Consider the following 19,205-nt stretch of genomic DNA (forward strand, 5'->3'; position numbering starts at 1 on the left):
TGAACACCAGATTGGCTGACAAAACCGATACCAGACTGAGGGCTGTTTTCCGCCCGCAGGCAACCACCGGAACCGACACCAAACACCGCGCCCAAGAACACTGGAGCCAGGCCTTTAACGCTGCCAGCATGCGCGCCTTTGTAGTGGAGGTGAAGCCGCAACGAAAAAGGCGTCGCTGTGCCTGGCTTGGTTAGGCAACTTAGTTCTCGGCAAGCACCGGATTGCCTGATGTCCCGGGGTTATTCGGTTTCACACCTGAACAAAACTACCTGATTCTGGTTTCTCATCGCGTTGGCAGATCCATAGGATGAAGTTGTCGCCGTACCGTATGCAGTGTTGCCATATGAGCTCGCGCTGAGATTCGTTGTTGATTGGCCCGAGCCGAGGACGACAACACCAAGGTCCTTTTGCCGAAGATCAACAATTACGGGATACCCGCCATTTTCCTCTTTACAGGTCGAAGCCATCATCTCATCAGCTTTTTCTAATTGATGGGAAAAATTGGATCGTCCTTCGTAACGATAGACTTTTCCAACCCCTTCAATATGCATTGGCGTTGAGGATACATGCGCAAACGTGCAACCTGCTAACAGAGCGAATATCCCGAATAAAAAGAGCAAATTCTTCATGACTTTTACTTCCATTGATTGTCACAAATGCGGCCTAACGCGGAGCACAGCGGCGACCTTGGAGTGGCGACGAAGGAGCCACGTAAAGGGCGTCCGGCGGCCGCAGGCCGCGTACTGATGCGAATTGTTAGATGCCGGTTACCCGGCACTTTATTCTGGCACCCAAATCTGAATGCCTACTCCCGATACCTTGCACCAACGCAACCCATGGCGCCAGGAACCAGAACACCGATCTCTCAGAAACTGATCGATGTTTGCGTCGGATTGCCCCGCAACCTGAACACCGAGTTACCCAGCAAAACCGATGACCGACTGGCGGCTGTGTTTTGCCAGAAACCAACTGCCAAACCGCGCCCGAACACCAAACTCAAAAGCGATGAAGCCAGGCATATAACGCTGCGCACAACGGCGCCCTGACAAGGGCGTCCGGCGGCCGCAGGCCGCGTATTGATGCGCCTGGTTAAGGGCCGTTCACCCGATTACTTATTTGGGCATCCAAAGTCGAATGCCCACTCCCGACACCTTGCACCAGGCTGACCCATGGCGCCAGGAACCAGAACACCGAATGGACGGAAGCTGACCAATGAATACGCCGGATTGCCCCGCGACCTGAACTCCCGATTGGCCGCCAACACCCTTGCCAGACTGAAGGCGGTTTTCTGCCTGCCGGCAACCACCCAAACCGCGCCCAAACACCAAACCCAAGAACACTGGAGCCAGGCATTTAACGCCGCTCAGCACGCGCGGCTACGAAATGGAGGCGAAGCCGCAATGTAGTAGCCGTCGCCGTGACTGGCCTGGTTATACGTTTCACAGGTTGGTCTCTTCTAGCCAGTACTGCCGATCACTCGGGTTAAATACTTCTTGGACAACATATTCCTTTGTATCGTCGTCAAACCCGATGCGTTCTATTCGCTTGCTGATCAGCTCAGAAACTCTTTGGCACTCTGCTGCGAGGACGCTCTCTGCATCGCTGCTGAATTTATACTCAGGAGACTCCCACGCTTTGATTCGGTCAACGTCGCCTATTGAATGCTTGATACACAGAAACATTGCGGCCTTTGAATAGGATACGGTTTGTCCATCGAGAAGGAATTTCGTCTCCCCAGGGACGACGCACGCTTCGATTTTGTAGGCAGCGCTGAACTGGCGATGGCGTTTCAAGCACGTCTCAGTTGAGAGGTGTCGCCTGAAAAATATGCCTAGCATGAGCACCTCGTATAACGCGGAGCACAGCGGCGACCTTGGAGTGGCGACGAAGGAGCCACGTAAAGGGCGTCCGGCGGCCGCAGGCCGCGTACTGATGCGAATTGTTAGATGCCGGTTACCCGGCACTTTATTGTGGCACCCAAACCTGAATGCCTACTCCCGATACGTTGCACCAACCCAATCCATGGCGCTAGGAACCAGAACACCCTATGCGCAAATGATGCACGGAATTTACGCCGGATTGCCCCGCAACCTTAACACCGAGCTACCAGCCAAAACCTGTGACTGACTGGCGGCTGTGTTTTGCCCGATAACCACTGCCAAGCCGCGGCCAAACACCAAACCCAAAACCGCCGGAGCCAGGCATTTAACGCTGAGGTAACCGGCGCCGGAGCGTCAGCGGAGGGAACCAAAAGCGCCACGCTTTTGGCGTCCGGTTGACCGACTGGTTAAGAGCCGGTTACCCGTTGTTTTGTATTGGCACCCAATGCTGAATGCCGACTCCCGATACCTTGCACCAGCGCGACCCATGGCGCCAGGAACCGGGACACTGAATGAGCGGACCGGCTTAGAAAATGCGCCAGATGGCCCCGCGACCTGAACACCAGATTGGCCGACAAAACCGATACCAGACTGAGGGCTGTTTTCCGCCCGCAGGCAACCACCGAAACCGCGCCTAAACACCAAACCAAAGAACACCGGAGCTAGGCCTTTAACATTTGTATATATGTCACCGCGACCGTTTTCTCAGCGACTCATATCTCATTCCGAATATTTCTCAAAAATAGGCAGAAAATCCCTTCAGGTCAATGACTTCCCATCACTTTTCCTTCTCGTTTTCCAAACAAAAATGATCAGTAAGACTACTATCCTCGCTCAATAGAGCCAGGCCAGGACACTGATTCAAAAAGGAATTTATGAGTTCTTTCTGATTTCTCCAGGTTCATGGTCGCAACGACCATTTCCCAGTTGCCAGCACCCTGGAGCCAGCATAAACCGTACATGCGAGGCTATAGATCCGGAGGATGGGCTGAATCCGGACACCCTGGCGACCTGCGTGGCCCATGAAAACACCTGGTCAATCATCGGCCGCAATACGCCCCCGGATGTGCCCGTTGAGCAGCCGATCAACCCATATCGGAGGTGCGCGAGCATGCCTGCATCTGCTGTTTTGCCCGGCCGACCCGCGGGTACCGGGACATGCCTTGGGGCCTGGATTTCGAAACCCGCCTGATCGCCGAGCCCAACGCCGCCCCCATGCTCCGGGAAGAGCTGGACCGGCCCCGAGGTGAACAAATGGGGCAGCGGTACTCAAATGGGTAACCAAACGGAGACCACGGATGCATGGGCCAAGTCGTATTTCTCGTGCCACAGCACTGCTTACCCTGCTTACCACCACCCTATGCCCCCTGTGCTCAGCGGCAGATGAAGCCCTCGTTGCGAGGGCGGAAGCGCTTGATGGCGGATTTCCGGTAGGGGTTCTGGGCAACACTGCTGGGGCAGCCATGGTTGTCCCTGGCCTCACAACCCACCATTCCGCCCGGGGACCGCGATGAGAGGTCGGGGGGGGGGAATTCGCCGCAGGCTTGCAGCGTTGGCAAACCCGACTACGGAATCTGCCCCACCCGGGGATCGACTGTACGATACACCGGGCCGTGGCCTGTCTGGCCAAAACGAATGTTCGTTCAGTTCCGGAACGACATCTACAACCGCGATGCCCGCCTGATCGCGCGACTACGCCAACCGGCATCCGGGAACGGCCAGCAGCCTGCTCCAGTTGCCAAAAACAGACTTCTCGCCAACAACCCCCTCCGCCACTGACAGGGGCGATCTATCGAAGCCTGATTGACATTATCAGCAAAGTGAATAGGCTAATTCTTATTGTTTATGTAAGGAGGCTAACTAGTTCAGTGGACCCGACCCCACCCCCTGCTACCGGCAACAGCGACCACCACATCCCGCTTCAGGATGGCAGGCGGCTGGCCTACACCGACCTGGGTGATCCCCGGGGCTATCCCATACTGTTCGGTCATGGCATGCCCGGTTGCAGGCTGGAAGGCCACTTCCTGCATGAACGGGCGCGCCACCAGGGATTCCGCATCATTACCCCGGACCGTCCGGGGATCGGGTTATCGGATTACCGGGAGCGCCGGGCACTCAGGGACTATCCGGAGGATATCCGGCAGTTGATCAATGCCCTGAAGCTGCCGCGCTTCTCCTATATAGGCTGGTCCAGTGGCGGCTCCCGGGCATTGGCCTGCGGCTATGCCCTCTCGGACCGGATGGATCTCGGAGTCTGCCTTTCAGGCTACACCCACTTCAGCGAATTTCCCGGCCATCACAGACTGATTGAGGGCACGCGATGGCCCGGCCCCGGCCTCATACGGCTGAGCCCGGCCCTGCTGAAGCTCGTCGTCTGGCTGGTCGTCCGGATTTCCCTCCGCCACCCGGGCCTGTATATGCGTGAGGCAAAGCAGTTGGTAAGTGAACAGGACAGGGCCCTGCTCCGCGCTTGCCTGAGGGGCGAATACTTTCGGCGCGACCAGTTGGAGTGCCTGCAAAGTGGCGGCAGGGCCATTGCCACCGATTTGCTGACCGAACTGGGAGACTGGGGCTTCAAACTCAAGGATGTGAAGGTGCCGATCCTCGTCTACCAGGGCAAACAGGATCCTTTCATCCCCGTGGACTATGCCTGTCATCTTGCAGACAACCTGCCCGACGCCGACCTGACCCTGATGCCAGACGCAGGCCACCTGTACCCTCTGGCAGGGCAGTTTCAGGAACGCCTGTTTCAACGGTTGAACCATTATCTGAACAACTCAGCACAGGGAGCCACGAGCCGAGCCATGACCCCCTGAAATCAGTATTGTCTGGCCGGGCACCCTGGCCAGTCTGTTTGCAGGCCTGCCACGGGCGTTGGCGCCCCCGGTTAGATCGCAACAGACAGATTCCAGACCCCTGCCAGCGCTTCCAGCGCTTCTGCAATCAGAGGCTCCTCCTGCCGGTCACGGTGCCAGATAAAGCTCAAGGCACAGGGCAACTGAACCCCTTCGGCGATTACCAGTCCCTGTTCCTGGCGCTCAGCCATGGCCAGCGCATCCCTGGCGAGACTGAGGCCAACGCCGGCCCGAACCAGATCCAGCATGCAGGCCTCCTGGTCGACCTGGGCGACCCCACGGGGTGCCAGGCCCAGCGGTTCCAGGGTTCCCTTGAGTAACCGGTGGTGAACCGAGTCCTCCGGTGTCACAATCCAGGGCATGGTCGCCAGATCCGACCACTGTGCAGACAGAATCCTCTGCCCCCAGCCTGCCGGCGCAACGACATAATAGTGAAACCGGGTCAATTCACGGTGGGTCACTTCGGGCGCCAGCGCACCCGGGCCAACACCCGGCGGGGCCAGAAAAAACCCGACATCCAGCCGGCCATCACGCACCTGCTCCAGAACACTGCCACTCATCCCCTGCCGCAGTTCGGTCTCCAGTTGGGGTGCCCATTCCACCAGCCGGTGCAGAAACGCCACGAGACGAATGAACTCGGGATCCACAATGGTGCCGATACTCAACCGGCCCCGCAGGGTACTCAAAGTGATATAAGCCTACATTATATCTGGGTTTTAGAAATCTCAATTGCTTTGGCCCCTGATCCACTCTAGCCTGTAGGATCAACGATTCACCAGTACTGAAAAAAGCTCTGAAAGACTCAATAACCGGCGTCATTTGAGGGATTCACGGGAAAACCGAGGCATTCATGACCAACGCGACCATTCTCCATTATATCAATGGTGAAATATCACCAGGCACCGCAAGCCAGACTCAGGACGTGTTCAATCCGGCCACGGGTCAGGTGACCGGTCAGGTTGCTCTCGCCAATTGTGCGGATGTGGACGCCGCCATTGCCGCCGCCGATGCTGCCTTCCCGGCATGGGCGGATACTCCGCCGATCCGGCGTGCTCGCGTTATGTTCAAGTTTCTGGAGCTTCTGAACAGACACAAGGACGACCTGGCCCGGGCCATCACCGCCGAACATGGCAAAGTCTTCACCGACGCCCAGGGGGAAGTGGCCCGAGGCATCGACGTTGTGGAGTTTGTCTGCGGCATCCCCCAGTTGCTGAAAGGCGATTACACCGAGCAGGTCAGCACCGGCATTGATAACTGGACCACCCGCCAGCCCCTGGGTGTGGTTGCTGGTGTCACCCCGTTCAACTTCCCGGTCATGGTGCCCATGTGGATGTTTCCGGTCGCCATCGCTGCTGGCAACACCTTTGTCCTCAAACCCAGCCCGCTGGACCCGAGCGCCTCACTGATGATTGCCGATCTGCTGCGTCAGGCGGGCCTTCCCGAGGGCGTGTTCAACGTGGTTCAGGGTGATAAGGAAGCAGTGGAAGCGCTCATTGAGCACCCGGATGTGCAGGCCCTGAGGAAGGCGTGAAGTTCTACACACGCCAGAAATCCATCATGCAGCGCTGGTCCGATTCCATCGATGCCGGTGCGGAATTTGTCATGCCAACTGCCAGATAACGACCGAACAAGCTGCGGAGAAAACGCCATGCCCGACAACAAAAAGACACAGGGACAGCAAGAGTTCGACTACATCGTGATAGGTGCCGGCACCGCCGGCTGCCTGCTCGCCAACCGCCTCAGTGCAGATCCGGCCAACCGGGTATTGCTGATCGAAGCCGGTGGCCGGGACAACTACCACTGGATCCACATTCCGGTGGGCTATCTCTACTGTATCAACAACCCGCGCACCGACTGGTGCTTCCGCACGGACCCGGACGCCGGTCTTAACGGGCGTTCGCTGATCTACCCACGGGGCAAAACCCTGGGAGGTTGTTCCAGTATCAACGGCATGCTCTACATTCGTGGCCAGGCCCGGGATTACAACCAATGGGCCGAGATCACCGGTGAGGACGCCTGGACCTGGAACAACTGTCTGCCGGATTTTATGCGTCACGAGGACCATTACCGTCTGGATGACGGCGGAGACGCTGATCCGGAACACGACAAATACCACGGCCACGGTGGCGAATGGCGCGTGGAGCATCAGCGCCTCAAATGGAAGGTGCTGGAAGATTTCGCCACGGCCTGCGTGGAGGCCGGCATTCCCCGGACCCGGGATTTCAATCGGGGCGACAACGAGGGCGTGGATTATTTCGAGGTCAACCAGAGAGCCGGCTGGCGCTGGAACACCTCCAAGGCTTTCCTGCGGGAGGCGGAAAAGCGCCCCAACCTCATGCTCTGGCACTCAACGCACGTGCTTGGTCTTGAAACGGACGCCTCCGGCACCGGCCCTCGCTGCACCGGGGTGCGTGTTGACCGGCCCGGCAACGGTGAAGTCGTTGCCAGGGCTCAGCGGGAAGTCATCCTCTCGGCTGGCGCCATCGGCTCACCGCAACTGTTGCAGCTCTCAGGAATCGGCCCTGCCGATCTTCTTAACGAGCATGGGATTGATGTAGTGGCTGACCTGCCCGGTGTGGGTGAGAACCTGCAGGACCACCTGCAGATCCGGTCCGTATACAAGGTAAAAGGGGTCACCACTCTGAACACCATGGCCAATTCGCTGATTGGCAAGGCCCGGATTGGCCTGGAATACCTGCTCACCCGCTCCGGCCCCATGAGCATGGCACCGTCACAGCTTTGCCTGTTTACCCGCAGTTCCCCGGAACACAGGCATGCCAACATCGAGTACCATGTCCAGCCCCTGAGCCTGGACGCTTTCGGGCAACCGTTACACGATTTCCCAGCGATAACCGCCAGCGTCTGTAACCTGAATCCAACCAGCCGCGGTACCGTGCGAATTCGCAGCAACGACCCGAAACAGGCACCGGCCATTGCCCCCAATTACCTGAGCACGCCGGAAGACCAGAAAGTGGCCGCGGATTCGCTGCGAGTAACGCGGCGCATCGCTGAACAACCCTCTTTCATGCAATACCAGCCGGAGGAGTTCAAACCTGGCCAGCAGTACCAGACAGACGACGAACTCGCCAAACTGGCCGGCGATATTGGTACCACCATTTTCCATCCGGTGGGCACCACCCGCATGGGCCGTTCCGATGACGAACTGGCTGTGGTGGATCCGTATCTTCGGGTTCGGGGCGTGGCGGGCCTGCGCGTGGTCGATGCCGGCGTTATGCCGACCATCACCAGCGGCAACACCAACTCCCCCACCCTGATGATTGCGGAGAAAGCCGCCCGCTGGATCCTGGCCGGCAGATAAAAATGCCAAGAGCCGGTGATCCCAGAAATCGGGAAACGTCGGGGCGGCAGCGGTCGATATGGCCGAAGACTTATTCCGCCAGCCTGACGATGTCGTCGTATTCCCGAACCTGAACCACCCGCTCCTTGACCGGTTCAGAGGCCAGGCTGCACGTTTCGTTGACCATGGCACTGGCCACCGTCTTCGCCTCAATGCCCCGATACTTGTCCAGGGGCCCAATCAGCAATCGGTTAACCAATGGCATCGCTTTTATTCCCAGCGCCTCGGCCGTTCGGTGCTCTCGCCGATCACCCAGCAGCAAGCTGGGATGGTAGATGGAGAGATAGGGATAGCGGAGCTCCCTCAATGAATCCTCGAGCTCCCCCTTTACCCGGTTATAGAAAATCGTGGAAGAAGAAGACGCGCCGATGGCAGACATCAGAATAAAGGCCCTCGTACCCTGCGACCTGCCAAGCTCCGCCGCCTTCAGGGGGTAGCCGAAATCCACCTTGCGGAACTGTTGCTGGGAGCCGGCCTTTTTGATCGTTGTGCCCAGACAACAGACAATACTATCAACGCTGAACAGATCCGCATGGTCCGCTAGCTGGTCAAAGTCGATTTCATGCTGCCTCAGTTTCTCGTGGAGGGTCGGCAATTTGTGCCGAACCGGTGCAACCAACTGTGAAACTTCATCTTTAGCCAGCAAGCCCTCCAGCACCTTGCCACCGGTCAGGCCGGTGGCACCCAATAACATCACTTTCATAACAGCTCTTCCCTGGATAAACCTGTCACCATCCTACCAAAGACCCACCGGAATGAGTTCATCATTCCATGTACATCACTGGCAGACAGTGATGCAGATCTTCCCACCTGGGCCTAAAAAAAAGCACCGGGCAAGGCCCGGTGCAAAGACTGACAACAGGTCAGGTCGGGAATACGCAGCAGGTCGTCTGCGCCCGCTGCCTTGGCGGCGATCAGCACTTTCAGGTGATCCCAACGATGCCGGGCGCTGCCATCGGCAAACTTGACGGAGCGGGGATCATCAGCCACGGCATCCATCAGCTCATTCAGGTTCCTGTATTTCGAATCCTTACCCACTGAGAGGTCTGTTTGCCAGGCACCTGCCGTACAATTGACTATTATCAAGTTAAATGGCCAGCAAACGATTGAGGCACTGCCTATGGTGGAGCGCTTACAATGCCCGGAGGGCCTCCGGTTACTGCTTACCCCGAACCGCTCCCTGAGCTGGAAAGGCAACATCAGGGTCTGGCTGTGCCTTTTTGCTGTCTCCGCCGTCACCACCACAGGCTTCAGTCTCGCGGGTGCCTGGGTGATCCTTCCTTTTGCCGGCCTGGAACTGATCGCACTGGCATCCGGCATCTACCTTACTTCCCGCGATTGCCAGCGGCGGGAAGTGCTGACCATCGACGATACAGACATCCACATCGAGAAAGGCAGAAAGCGGAAACAGGCGGAGTGGACCCTACCGAGGCGGTATGCCCGCCTGCGGGTCAATGCCCCGGGGCACCCGTTTGCTCCGGCGATACTGGCGCTCACTCATCGAGATACGGATGTTCCTCTTGGGCAGTTCCTCAACATTGACGACACCGCCATTCTCGTTGAACTTCTGGAATCCCGTGGAGTGGCTATAGAACGTAAAGAGCCCGATTCGCAAATCGGGCTCTGGTTCTGAGTTCCTTTCAGGGGTAGCCCCAGCAATTATTCATAACGAGCCATAATCCTGTCGATTTCGCCCGCCTTGCGTGCCTCATCCAGCGCCTGCTGCAAATCCGTGCTGATGGCCAGGCATGACATCACCCTTGTAACTGGCAATTATCCGATCCCTGGCACCTTCCAGCGAATGGCACCTCATTGACGCCTCAAGGGAGACTGGGCAAACTCAATCGGGCACGCTTCCCACAATCATTTGCTCTCAATAACGAACAACAAGGCAAACGCCATGGATTTTATCAGAACCCCGGAAAAACGCTTTGAACGCCTGCTGGATTATCCCTTTGACCCGCATTATGTGGAGCTCAGTGGTCTACGCATGCATTACGTGGATGAAGGCCCTGCAGAAGCCAGTCCGGTTCTCATGATGCATGGTGAACCCTCCTGGTCCTACCTTTACCGCCACATGGTTCCGGTCTGTGCCGCGGCCGGCCACCGGGTGATCGCACCGGATCTGATCGGCTTCGGCAAATCGGACAAACCAACAGCTATCGATGATTACAGCTACCAGCAGCACATGGACTGGATGCAGGCGTTCATTGACCAACTGGAGCTGGAAAACATGACGCTGGTGTGCCAGGACTGGGGGTCTTTGCTCGGCTTGCGGCTCGCGGCAGAAAACCCGGACCGTTTCAGGGCCATCGTGGTGGGTAACGGGATGCTGCCAACCGGAGACCAGAAACCGCCGCCGGCCTTCAGGGTCTGGAAGAGCTTCGCGCTGCACAGCCCGTGGTTCCCCATTGCCCGGATTATCAATATCGGCTCATTCCGGAAACTGGGCCCTGATGAACGGCGTGCCTATGACGCGCCTTTCCCGAACAAGAAATGCAAAGCAGGTGCCCGCGCTTTTCCGCGCCTGGTCCCGATGCATCCCAACGACCCGGCGAGTGAGGCCAACCGCAACGCCTGGAGGGTCCTGGAGCGCTGGGAAAAACCCTTCCTTACCGCCTTCAGCAACGGCGACCCGATTACCCGCGGGGGTGATGCCTATATGCAAAAACGAATTCCGGGCGCGAAAGGCCAGCCCCATGTGACCCTGAAAGGTGGTCACTTCCTGCAGGAAGATTCGCCAGTACCTTTTGCCCGGGCGATCAATAATCTGCTGGCCACCCTGGCCTGAGGGCTTCCCTTCAGGTCTGGCCAGCCGGAACCCGGGGCCGGTAGTGCCAGGACGACCAGCTGTAAAGGCCGAGGGCTACCCAGGTCAGCACTAAGTTGACTTTTTCTGGGTGACCACCAAAGCCACGCCAGCAATCGCGATCAGCCCGCCGGCCATAGCGAGCCCGCCGAGGCGCTCATCAAACAGCAGATAGGCTTCAAACGCAGTTACCGGCGGCACCAGGTAAAACAGACTGGCAACCTGAGAGGCGGCGCCCTGGCGGATCAGCCACATCAGTAGCAGGATGGCGCCGATCGACACCCCGAACACCAGCCAGGCCATGGATAACTGGAGTTGCAGGCTCCACTCCACCTCGCGGGTTTCCAGGGTGAATGCGCCGATCACAAAGAACGTGGCTGCGGCGGCGTACTGAATCAGGGTGCCCGCCACCAGATCGGCGCCGGTGCCATGACGCTTCTGGTAAACCGTGCCCATGGAGATACCCGCAAGTGCAAAAAGCGCCCAGAGCAGGCTCCAGGGTGAAAATCCTGAACCGGTGCCGTTAGCACCAAATTTTTCAAGCAGAACGAGGGCAACACCCACCAGGCCCAGGGCCAGCCCAACCCACTGCCGGGCACTGACGGATTCCTTGAGAATGGCAACGGCCGCGGCCGCGGTCACCAGGGGTTGCAGACCCACGATCAATGACACGATCCCTGAGGCCATGCCCCCCTGAATGGCGTAATACACGCCGCCGAGATAGCAGCCATGCACCAGCACGCCGGTAACCGCCAGATGGCCGGCACCGCGCCAGCCCGGCCAGCGGGTCTTCATGATCCAGGCCAGGCCCGCAAGCAGCACCAGCGTCATCAGCATGCGGATCAGCAGCAGAGTAAAGGGCTCGGCAAACGGCAAACCATACTTGGCGCCGATAAAACCGGTACTCCACAGCCAGACAAAGAGTGCGGGGACAAAAAACGAGTAGAACAGTGAGCGCATGGATCGCAACCGGATTCGATGTATCTGTCAGTCAGCTTAGTTTATAAGTTAGCAGGCAAACAAAACAGATACAGAAAACCCGTTTCGGGACCGGTACAGATGGTCACGGGCGAACCTCAGGGAGCTTCACCTCGATGTCGGGCTCATCGTGATGCCAGCTCCCCTCCCAGGTCACTTCAGGCGCACCACCTGGCCGGGGCTCAATGGTTATGGAGACGGTTCCGAAACTGGTCGGTGCCGGGCCAAAGCGGATGGGTTTGTCCTGTTCGAGCCAGCGTGGCGGGATGCCCGCACAGAGAATCAGCCGGTCGCCTTCCTCCCGTACGAAGCAGTTGCGTACCATCATTACCCACTCTGCCGACGCCCAGACATGATGCCCGTCCCCCATACAGCCGCCCCCGGTCCCGGGGTGAATGGCCTCTGGCCACTGCCCGGTCGGCGATGCCAGCCCGGCGACCGCGTCCACCAGCTCCAGATAACGGGGATTCCCGGCCCGCAACAACACTTGCGCGACATGCAGTGTCAGGTAGGCATTGAGGCCCGAATGAATCATATCCTGGTAGAAAGCCCCTTTCACAAAGCACTTCTCAAGCAGGAATTCGACACAGTCCAGCAACCTCGGGTCATCCGGCCTGCACAGCTGGGTGGGATACCCTATCGCCAGCGAACCGATGGCGCCTGCATCCAGCCGGCGGTAAGGTGACGCCGGCATGCCCGGGCGTTTCAGGCGCTCAGCACAGGTTGCCAGGCTGCGATCAACGGTCTGGGCAAATTCCCGGGCACCGGCGCCGAAGTGCTCGCTGGCTTCCCGGTCGACCGGTCTGAGCAGCTCCTCAGCGGCTTTCAGGCCGGCTATCCCCCAGAAGTCGTCCCAGTAGTAATAGTCATTGGGCCCCAGGTGCTCGGCGCTGAAGCCGGCCGGCAACAGACCTGCATGGGGCTTGTCCAGGGTATCGCTCAGACGCTTTTTCTGGATCCAGCGGGCGCCCTTGCGCACCGGTTCTTGCCATCGACGGTGCAGGGCCCGGCCGGTCAGTTCGTGGAAACGCCTCAGAATCCAGAGCACCTCGCCGTTCGCGTCCCACTCCCCTTCCTGGGAACGGAAATAGCCGTTTTTCAGTTGCCGGTGGGGAAACTGATGCAGCGCGCGCTCGGCGCGGTCCGTCAGCCCGGCGCAGAGCAAGGCGTGAATAATGAACGCGGCATCGCGAAACCAGAAGCGCTTATAGGTGTAGGGGCCGGGATAGACATCCTCTGGTGAGTGCAGCACCAGGGAGTGAATAGCGGCATCGTAGAGGAACTGCCAGGATTCATCCGGGCATTCCAGCTGGGCATAACCCTTCAGGGCACCGAGCCAGCTGTCCGGACGAATCGCCGGAGCCGACTCGTCCGAAAGCGGAACCCTTACGGTAAGCTCCGAAACCTCTCCGGCCCGCATCGGAAACAGCGCCGCTGCCGTGACCATGCCGACATCGCATTTGCCCTGGCTCTGGTCTTCGTTGTCCCGGAGGTGAATCCGCACATCGCCCTGCCGATAGTCCGAGACATGATGACGCTCGGCCGGCCGGCTGAAAAACACGGCCTGCTTTCTGTCAACGGTCCAGGCATCGCGCTGCTCCGACAGACTTACCCGATTGATAAAACTGATGCCCTCCGGGTTTGCCGGTCGCAGCGAAAGCACCAGTGAGCCAGAGGTTTCTGACCTCGCCCTCAGGAACAGCTCACAAACCGGCTTGCCATTTTCCACCACGACCCGGGAACGACTGGTCAGGCCCAACCCGTCCAGCTCTGAACTGGTCACTACACAGGGACCATCCTCAAACGCCTGGCGCTGTCGGGCAGTCTTGCAGCGGGAGGGCAGCAAACAACGGCCGTCATCGGCCAGCACCCAGGCGTCCAGAGACCACCCATCATAGAAAGGCGTCAGCAGGCCCCGGGGATCAACCACCGGCAGTTCGGCCACATCCGGCTGGCCGACGGCCGTCCAGTTACGGTTACTCAGGTTGATATGGGTAATGGAAAACGCCCGGGGAATAAACGCCACGTCCCCGGGATCAAACTGCCGCTCAACCCAGTATGGCCAGACCCAGTCCAGGTTATGCTGAATCACCCGGCTGTTGATCAGTCCCCGGGCATGGAACACCACACCGGCCCTCAGCAATTCGATCGGCTCCCCCACCTCCGAAGGCTGGGCAAAACTGTGCAGTTTTGCCAACAGCGCTATGGGATCCAAGAAACCATGGCGGCGGGCCACCCGTTTCACCAGATACCGCCAGGGCAACCACTTCATCCAGCTCATTGCTTGGTCTCCTGCTCCGTTGGCTCGGTCTCGACTTTGTAACGAGCCAGTGCCCGTCGGGCGAGGCGATTGAGAAACACCACCGCCAGTACCGTGCCTGCGAAACCGGCACCGTAAATAGCCCACTCAAGAGGCGTTCGGCCGGACTCACTCATTCCCAAAGTCGACAGATCTGCCGCGAGTGAGCCCAGGTACACGTTGTGGAGAGAGAACGGAATAACACCCAAAAATGTGCCCGCAACGAAGCCACCAAACGAGAAATTGGTGAGACCGAACAGAAAGTTGGAAAGTTTTCCCGGAAAGAAGGGGATCAGGCGTGTCAGCAACACGATTTTCCAGCCATGGGGCGCCATCTCGTTGCTCACCATGGAGAGCCGTGTACGATTGCGGATATACACGTGGGCGTGCTCACCGAGAAAGTGCCTGGCAATCAGGAAAGCGGCTGCCGCCCCTAGTGTGGTTCCGATCACCACATAGGTGGTGCCCTCAAGCACGCCAAACACGAAACCGGCGCCGGTCGTCAGCAGTATGCCCGGGAACAGGAGCAGCGTGGCGAGCACCATGATGCCGATGAACAAAACCGCTGCCCAGACACCCTGGGCATCAAACCAGCGCAGCAGGTCCACGATCTGCTGGTGAACACCTAACGCATAGAGCAGACCAACAATCAGCCCGACTCCGGCGATGCTGCCCGCCAGCCACAGAAACGGCGATTTCTTCCAGTTACCCATGTCCTAACCCTAACGCGAGAGCGCACTGGGTCTCAACGCACCAGGTCTCAAAGAGACGGGCAGATGCCCTTCTGCTCAGGGGTTACTGAGTATCGACTGAAGTTTCTGGGTCAGCTCCACCGCTTCTGCCCCGAGTGGCGTCAGGTAGCCGCCATCCCTCTGGCTGATAAGTCCCTTGGAATACAGATTCTCCGCGGCCCTCACCATTTCCGGAGCCGCCGAGTGGGCATGCACCTTCAGCCCTTCCTGGTTTGAGGTGGACGGGAACTGGCCCAGGAGATTGAGTTCCGCGAGATGATCAACAGAGAATGGCATGGCATTTCCTCGTGTTATTACCGGGATTTACACGCAGCATAGCGGATTGGACACCATGAAGCTTTCCCGAATTCTCAAGCAACCGGAATGACATTAGTCACCGGCAGGCCCAATGCCTTGCTCAGGCCTGCGACAGAGATCTCAGTAGCGTCAGCGGATACTGGGAGGTAAAACCGGATCAGATGCTGTCAGCTCGCTTCTCCTGCTCGCTGTCAATCGCCTTCTCGGTATCACTCCACTGCTCCGAAAGAGCTTCATAGGCCTCGGAAAATCCACGACGGGCACGTTCCCATGCAGATGCTGAACTGGCTTTGAGCTCCTGATACCAGTTCTGTACACGCGCCCTTTGTTCCCGCAGTGATTCCAGACTCTTCCGGGAGCGCTCCCGGGCGATGTCGCTCATGTCGTCCCAGTTTTCCGAGAGCTGTTGCTCAAGCTCCTCAATGCGCCGGTCCAAAGCAGACAGTGTCCTATTGATGGAATCCTCTGCCTGCTCTTTCTGAGCGGAACCGTACTCCTTCAGGGCCTCGCCCAGCTCCCGGGTTTCCTTCTTTAGCGCCTCCACGGACGAATCTTCTGAAGAGGGATCTGGGGAGGGATCTGGAGAGGACTCGGCCAGAACGACCCCTGAGAACATCCCCACAAACACCAGGGTAAACACATAAGCTATTGGCTTTATCATCATTAATCACTCCTGAATGTTTCCCTGAACTTTAGCAGCCTTGTGCGGTTACATGCACCTTAACCCTAATGCTGACTCACGGCTGATCTGAACAAAGCCTCTCCGCGACCGCCTCGCAGACCTCATCCTGACCCAGCCCTGCGCCTTTCACGATCAGGTCTGCATAGCGGGAATACAAGGCAAACCGCTCTTCAAACAACGCCTCCAGGGACTGATCCGGCCGCCGGGAAATGCCCCGCATGCTGTGATCACCGATTCGTTCCATGACCAGATCAAGCGGTATATCCAGAAAGACCACCGTCCCGTTCGCCTTGAGGTGCTCCATGGCACGGGCGCTGTAGACCGCACTGCCGCCAGTGCTGATAACTTTATGCTGAACATTCAGCTTGAGCAGTACCTGCTCCTCAATGCGGCGCAGGGCTTTATAGCCATCCTGGTCTACAATTTCCTGAAGGGTGCGACCGGCATTCTCCTGGATGAGCAGATCGGTATCGATGAACCCCAGACCCAGTCGCTTGGCCAGCAACACCCCAACGGTGCTCTTGCCGCTACCAGGCATACCGATAAGAACAAGGTTTCGGGTGTTGGTCTGGTTATCCATGACTTTTCCGGGTAAGTGAGAACTGGCTGACAATACCCGGAACGTAACATTTTTCCGACAAAGTGCGCCCTTTATTCAACCTCGCAAGGCCGTATAATCCCGGGAAAGCCGGCTTGAAAGAATGCCTTGAGCCGACCGTTGACCGCACATTTCACGAGTGAATCATGATAATCGGCAGATCACGACTGATCCCATCACTGGCAGCCTTGCTGTTTGGCCTTTCCGCACCCAGCCTGGCGGATGGAATCAAGCGCATTGCGCACCCGGATGGTACGGTCGAATTCACCAACGTGAAACACACCAATCAACCCCGGGCTTCCACCGGCAACGATACGGTTTACCGGTACACGGATGAAAACGGTGTTGTTGCCTACAGCGGCATTCAGCCAGCCGGCGCGGAGTTCGATGTCATCAGGTTTCACTGCTATGCCTGTGATCCGGAGTCCACGATAGACTGGCGAAAAACACCGCTTTTTACCAAACCTTTCCGATCAGAGATCCAGACAGCCGCCCGGGAATTTGGCGTCGATCCGGCCCTGGTCCGAGCGGTCATTCACGCCGAATCCGCCTTCAACGAGAAAGCACTTTCGCCGGTCGGCGCCCAGGGGCTGATGCAGCTTATGCCTGGCACAGCCGAGGAGCTTGGTGTCCGGAACGCACTGGCTGCGGCAGAGAACATCCGGGGCGGCGTCCACTACCTGGCAAGGATGCTCAGCCGTTTTAACGGCGATACCCGACTGGCCACCGCCGCCTACAATGCCGGCCCCGGCGCTGTGAGCCGTTACCGGGGCGTTCCCCCCTACGCCGAAACGAAGGCCTATGTCGAGAGGGTTGGCATCCTCCACGAGCGTTACGCTGCCCGATAGACCTTTTTGAGGTAAGAAATCAATGAACTTCAAACGTCTGGAAACCTTTATCTGGGTGGCCACACTCGGGAGCTTTCGCAAGGCCGCCGAACGTCAGCACACAACCCAGCCCGCCATTTCCAACCGCATCGCCACACTCGAGGAAGAGCTGGGCGTCAAGCTGTTCGAGCGGGAGTCAGGCCATACCCAGTTGACCAGCAAGGGGCAGGAGTTGCTGCCCTACGCCGAAAAAATCGTTTTCATGGCCCAGCAGCTGCGTAAACGGGCCGACAGGGTTGCCCTGCTGTCCGGCATTCTTCGGCTGGGCGTCTCGGAAACCATTGTCCATTCGTGGCTCCCCCGTTTCTTTCGGGAGTTGCACGAGACAGCACCCAGCCTTGATGTTGAGATAACCGTGGATGTTACCGGGAATCTCCGCACCGGTTTGCTGGACCGGAGCCTGGACCTGGCCTTCCTGCTGGGCCCGGTCTCCGAACCGAAGATCGAAAACCGTGAGCTCTGCAGCTTTCCATTGGTATGGGTGGCCAGCCCGGAGCTGAACCTGCCCGACAGTCTCCTGGATCTCAGGGAACTGGTGGAATGGCCCATCATCACCTACGCCAGAAATACCAGACCGTTTGCCGAGATCAGCCAGAAGTTCAGTGAACTCGACGAACTGCCCGCCCGGTTCTACTCGTCCAGCTCCCTCGCCGCCTGCCGGCAATTAACCCTGGATGGCATCGGTATCTCCACGCTCCCCCTGAGCGTGATCGAGCACGAGCTGGACAACGGCAGACTGGTTCAACTCCAGACATCATGGACGCCATCGGAACTTGCCTTTACCGCCTCTTACCCGGGCGCCCCCTTTAACCCGATCACGGAGCTGGCAGTCAACCTGGCCGTCAGGGTCTCCAGTGAGTATACGTGCGCCACTCATCACTAAATATTATCGCCAGGTCTAAAAAACGATAATTAGACATTTTCACAGCTCGGTATACCCTGAAAATCAGGTGCAGATAACAATTTCAATCAGGGGTTACCGACATGCACACAAATGCGTATTCCGATTTCAAGGCCAGCCTGCTTGAGCAAGCTTCAGAACTGCGGGCGCGCATTCGCTCAGGCACCCATACCGCCACCACAAGCGGGGTCGCAAGCAGCCTGCTTCAGGGCAACGTGGTCATACTGCCGTCGGAGTGGGCCGGAGAATTTCTTCTATACTGTCAGAATAACCCGGTTGCCTGTCCGCTGATCGGCGTTTCCCGGCCCGGCGACCCAACCCTCCCTGACCTGGGCCAGGACCTGGATATCCGCACCGATGTACCCGAGTACCAGGTCTTCAGGAATGGCGAGCGCAATGAAAAAGTCAGCGACATTAAAAGCCTGTGGCAGGAGGATTTCGTTACCTTTGTTCTTGGTTGTTCGTTTTCCTTCGAAGACGCCCTGAGCCGGGCAGGTCTCTCAGTGAGAAACGTCGAACAGGGCCTGAATGTCTCTATGTTCCGCTCAAATATTACCACCCGGCCCTCGGGCCGATTCCACGGCAACATGGTGGTTTCAATGCGTCCGTTCGCCAGTGCCGATGCCATCCGGGCGATTCAGGTGACGACACGCCTTCCCAAGGCCCATGGAGCACCCGTACACATTGGCAATCCGGAGCTGATTGGAATTCAGGACATCAACACACCCGATTTCGGAGATCCGGTAACCATCCGGCCGGGCGAGCTTCCGCTGTTCTGGGCCTGCGGGGTTACCCCCCAGCTGGCTCTGGAAAATGCCCGCCTGCCGATCGCAATAACCCACGTACCGGGAAAAATGCTGCTGACAGAGCGGCTGAATGAAGAACTGGCGGTACTCTGAGCCACCAGTT

General features: G+C 58.3%; 19 protein-coding genes and 2 pseudogenes. 10 read left to right on the forward strand and 11 right to left on the reverse strand.

Annotated elements, in window-relative coordinates:
• The coding region (locus tag QPL96_RS08945) for a hypothetical protein (protein WP_303287047.1) at positions 1 to 194 on the forward strand (194 nt) is incomplete at its 5' end.
• A gap of 45 nt (positions 195 to 239) precedes the next feature.
• On the opposite strand, the gene QPL96_RS08950 is transcribed toward QPL96_RS08945, so the two are convergent.
• Together QPL96_RS08950 and QPL96_RS08955 are read right to left on the reverse strand one after the other, a co-directional pair.
• On the reverse strand, positions 240 to 629 hold the full coding sequence (locus QPL96_RS08950) for a hypothetical protein (RefSeq protein WP_303287048.1): 390 nt from the start codon (positions 627 to 629) through the stop codon (positions 240 to 242).
• Positions 630 to 1,439: 810 nt separating this feature from the next.
• Positions 1,440 to 1,793 carry a hypothetical protein gene (locus QPL96_RS08955; protein WP_303287049.1) on the reverse strand — a complete coding sequence of 118 codons (354 nt, stop codon included), beginning with the start codon at positions 1,791 to 1,793 and terminating at the stop codon, positions 1,440 to 1,442.
• Between the two features lie 1,123 nt (positions 1,794 to 2,916).
• On the opposite strand from QPL96_RS08955, the pseudogene QPL96_RS08960 reads away from it, so the two are divergent.
• Positions 2,917 to 3,122: pseudogene (locus tag QPL96_RS08960) on the forward strand (radical SAM protein); the annotation flags it as partial.
• A gap of 626 nt (positions 3,123 to 3,748) precedes the next feature.
• Positions 3,749 to 4,696 (forward strand): alpha/beta fold hydrolase, encoded by a 948-nt coding sequence (locus QPL96_RS08965; protein WP_303287050.1) that lies wholly within the window; start codon positions 3,749 to 3,751, stop codon positions 4,694 to 4,696.
• 71 nt (positions 4,697 to 4,767) lie between these two features.
• Here QPL96_RS08965 and QPL96_RS08970 read toward each other — a convergent pair whose 3' ends face one another.
• Positions 4,768 to 5,421 carry a substrate-binding domain-containing protein gene (locus QPL96_RS08970; RefSeq protein WP_303287051.1) on the reverse strand — a complete coding sequence of 218 codons (654 nt, stop codon included), beginning with the start codon at positions 5,419 to 5,421 and terminating at the stop codon, positions 4,768 to 4,770.
• 164 nt (positions 5,422 to 5,585) lie between these two features.
• Between QPL96_RS08970 and QPL96_RS08975 the strand changes: the two are divergent.
• Both QPL96_RS08975 and QPL96_RS08980 read left to right on the forward strand, forming a co-directional pair.
• Positions 5,586 to 6,254, forward strand: a pseudogene (locus QPL96_RS08975) (aldehyde dehydrogenase family protein); the annotation flags it as partial.
• Between the two features lie 129 nt (positions 6,255 to 6,383).
• Positions 6,384 to 8,054, forward strand: coding sequence for a GMC family oxidoreductase (locus QPL96_RS08980; protein ID WP_303287052.1), 1,671 nt, complete (start codon positions 6,384 to 6,386; stop codon positions 8,052 to 8,054).
• A 70-nt stretch (positions 8,055 to 8,124) separates the two neighbouring features.
• Here QPL96_RS08980 and QPL96_RS08985 read toward each other — a convergent pair whose 3' ends face one another.
• Complete coding sequence (locus QPL96_RS08985) at positions 8,125 to 8,796, reverse strand: NAD-dependent epimerase/dehydratase family protein (protein WP_303287053.1); 672 nt, start codon at positions 8,794 to 8,796, stop codon at positions 8,125 to 8,127.
• Positions 8,797 to 8,909: 113 nt separating this feature from the next.
• On the reverse strand, positions 8,910 to 9,131 hold the full coding sequence (locus tag QPL96_RS08990; RefSeq protein ID WP_303287054.1) for a hypothetical protein: 222 nt from the start codon (positions 9,129 to 9,131) through the stop codon (positions 8,910 to 8,912).
• A 34-nt stretch (positions 9,132 to 9,165) separates the two neighbouring features.
• Here QPL96_RS08990 and QPL96_RS08995 point away from each other — a divergent pair, with 34 nt between their 5' ends.
• Complete coding sequence (locus tag QPL96_RS08995; protein ID WP_303287055.1) at positions 9,166 to 9,726, forward strand: DUF2244 domain-containing protein; 561 nt, start codon at positions 9,166 to 9,168, stop codon at positions 9,724 to 9,726.
• Between the two features lie 267 nt (positions 9,727 to 9,993).
• Positions 9,994 to 10,884 (forward strand): haloalkane dehalogenase, encoded by an 891-nt coding sequence (locus tag QPL96_RS09000; protein ID WP_303287056.1) that lies wholly within the window; start codon positions 9,994 to 9,996, stop codon positions 10,882 to 10,884.
• A gap of 90 nt (positions 10,885 to 10,974) precedes the next feature.
• Here QPL96_RS09000 and QPL96_RS09005 read toward each other — a convergent pair whose 3' ends face one another.
• The 6 genes from QPL96_RS09005 to QPL96_RS09030 all read right to left on the reverse strand — a co-directional run bounded on the left by QPL96_RS09005 (position 10,975) and on the right by QPL96_RS09030 (position 16,490).
• On the reverse strand, positions 10,975 to 11,862 hold the full coding sequence (locus QPL96_RS09005; RefSeq protein WP_303287057.1) for a DMT family transporter: 888 nt from the start codon (positions 11,860 to 11,862) through the stop codon (positions 10,975 to 10,977).
• Between the two features lie 103 nt (positions 11,863 to 11,965).
• Positions 11,966 to 14,161: a hypothetical protein gene (locus QPL96_RS09010; RefSeq protein WP_303287058.1), complete on the reverse strand. Its 2,196-nt coding sequence runs from the start codon at positions 14,159 to 14,161 to the stop codon at positions 11,966 to 11,968.
• On the reverse strand, positions 14,158 to 14,892 hold the full coding sequence (locus tag QPL96_RS09015) for a TVP38/TMEM64 family protein (RefSeq protein WP_303287059.1): 735 nt from the start codon (positions 14,890 to 14,892) through the stop codon (positions 14,158 to 14,160). Before QPL96_RS09015 ends, QPL96_RS09010 begins: the two co-directional genes overlap by 4 nt.
• 75 nt (positions 14,893 to 14,967) lie before the next feature.
• Entirely contained in the window at positions 14,968 to 15,207 is a 240-nt protein-coding gene (locus tag QPL96_RS09020; RefSeq protein ID WP_303287060.1) for a TIGR02647 family protein, read from the reverse strand.
• A 178-nt stretch (positions 15,208 to 15,385) separates the two neighbouring features.
• Positions 15,386 to 15,892: a hypothetical protein gene (locus tag QPL96_RS09025; RefSeq protein ID WP_303287061.1), complete on the reverse strand. Its 507-nt coding sequence runs from the start codon at positions 15,890 to 15,892 to the stop codon at positions 15,386 to 15,388.
• Positions 15,893 to 15,965: 73 nt separating this feature from the next.
• Complete coding sequence (locus tag QPL96_RS09030; protein WP_303287062.1) at positions 15,966 to 16,490, reverse strand: shikimate kinase; 525 nt, start codon at positions 16,488 to 16,490, stop codon at positions 15,966 to 15,968.
• Between the two features lie 164 nt (positions 16,491 to 16,654).
• Here QPL96_RS09030 and QPL96_RS09035 point away from each other — a divergent pair, with 164 nt between their 5' ends.
• The 3 genes from QPL96_RS09035 (at position 16,655) to QPL96_RS09045 (ending at position 19,195) form a co-directional block, all read left to right on the forward strand.
• A complete protein-coding gene (locus QPL96_RS09035) occupies positions 16,655 to 17,356 on the forward strand; it encodes a lytic transglycosylase domain-containing protein (RefSeq protein ID WP_303287063.1) in 702 nt (233 codons plus the stop codon).
• Between the two features lie 22 nt (positions 17,357 to 17,378).
• Complete coding sequence (locus tag QPL96_RS09040) at positions 17,379 to 18,278, forward strand: LysR family transcriptional regulator (RefSeq protein ID WP_303287064.1); 900 nt, start codon at positions 17,379 to 17,381, stop codon at positions 18,276 to 18,278.
• Between the two features lie 101 nt (positions 18,279 to 18,379).
• Positions 18,380 to 19,195, forward strand: a complete 816-nt coding sequence (locus QPL96_RS09045) for a putative hydro-lyase (RefSeq protein ID WP_303287065.1) — start codon at positions 18,380 to 18,382, stop codon at positions 19,193 to 19,195.
• Positions 19,196 to 19,205: the final 10 nt, after the last annotated feature.

This window comes from Marinobacter sp. SS8-8, from assembly GCF_030540945.1.
Classification (GTDB): domain Bacteria; phylum Pseudomonadota; class Gammaproteobacteria; order Pseudomonadales; family Oleiphilaceae; genus Marinobacter.

Bases quoted from the DNA above. Each gene is read 5' to 3' on its own strand.
- QPL96_RS09000 (WP_303287056.1), top strand. From the start codon at position 9,994: ATGGATTTTATCAGAACCCCGGAAAAACGCTTTGAACGCCTGCTGGAT.
- QPL96_RS09040 (WP_303287064.1), top strand. From the start codon at position 17,379: ATGAACTTCAAACGTCTGGAAACCTTTATCTGGGTGGCCACACTCGGG.
- QPL96_RS09045 (WP_303287065.1), top strand. From the start codon at position 18,380: ATGCACACAAATGCGTATTCCGATTTCAAGGCCAGCCTGCTTGAGCAA.
- QPL96_RS09025 (WP_303287061.1), bottom strand. From the start codon at position 15,892: ATGATGATAAAGCCAATAGCTTATGTGTTTACCCTGGTGTTTGTGGGG.
- QPL96_RS08985 (WP_303287053.1), bottom strand. From the start codon at position 8,796: ATGAAAGTGATGTTATTGGGTGCCACCGGCCTGACCGGTGGCAAGGTG.
- QPL96_RS09030 (WP_303287062.1), bottom strand. From the start codon at position 16,490: ATGGATAACCAGACCAACACCCGAAACCTTGTTCTTATCGGTATGCCT.
- QPL96_RS09020 (WP_303287060.1), bottom strand. From the start codon at position 15,207: ATGCCATTCTCTGTTGATCATCTCGCGGAACTCAATCTCCTGGGCCAG.
- QPL96_RS09035 (WP_303287063.1), top strand. From the start codon at position 16,655: ATGATAATCGGCAGATCACGACTGATCCCATCACTGGCAGCCTTGCTG.
- QPL96_RS09015 (WP_303287059.1), bottom strand. From the start codon at position 14,892: ATGGGTAACTGGAAGAAATCGCCGTTTCTGTGGCTGGCGGGCAGCATC.
- QPL96_RS08950 (WP_303287048.1), bottom strand. From the start codon at position 629: ATGAAGAATTTGCTCTTTTTATTCGGGATATTCGCTCTGTTAGCAGGT.
- QPL96_RS09010 (WP_303287058.1), bottom strand. From the start codon at position 14,161: ATGAGCTGGATGAAGTGGTTGCCCTGGCGGTATCTGGTGAAACGGGTG.
- QPL96_RS08980 (WP_303287052.1), top strand. From the start codon at position 6,384: ATGCCCGACAACAAAAAGACACAGGGACAGCAAGAGTTCGACTACATC.
- QPL96_RS09005 (WP_303287057.1), bottom strand. From the start codon at position 11,862: ATGCGCTCACTGTTCTACTCGTTTTTTGTCCCCGCACTCTTTGTCTGG.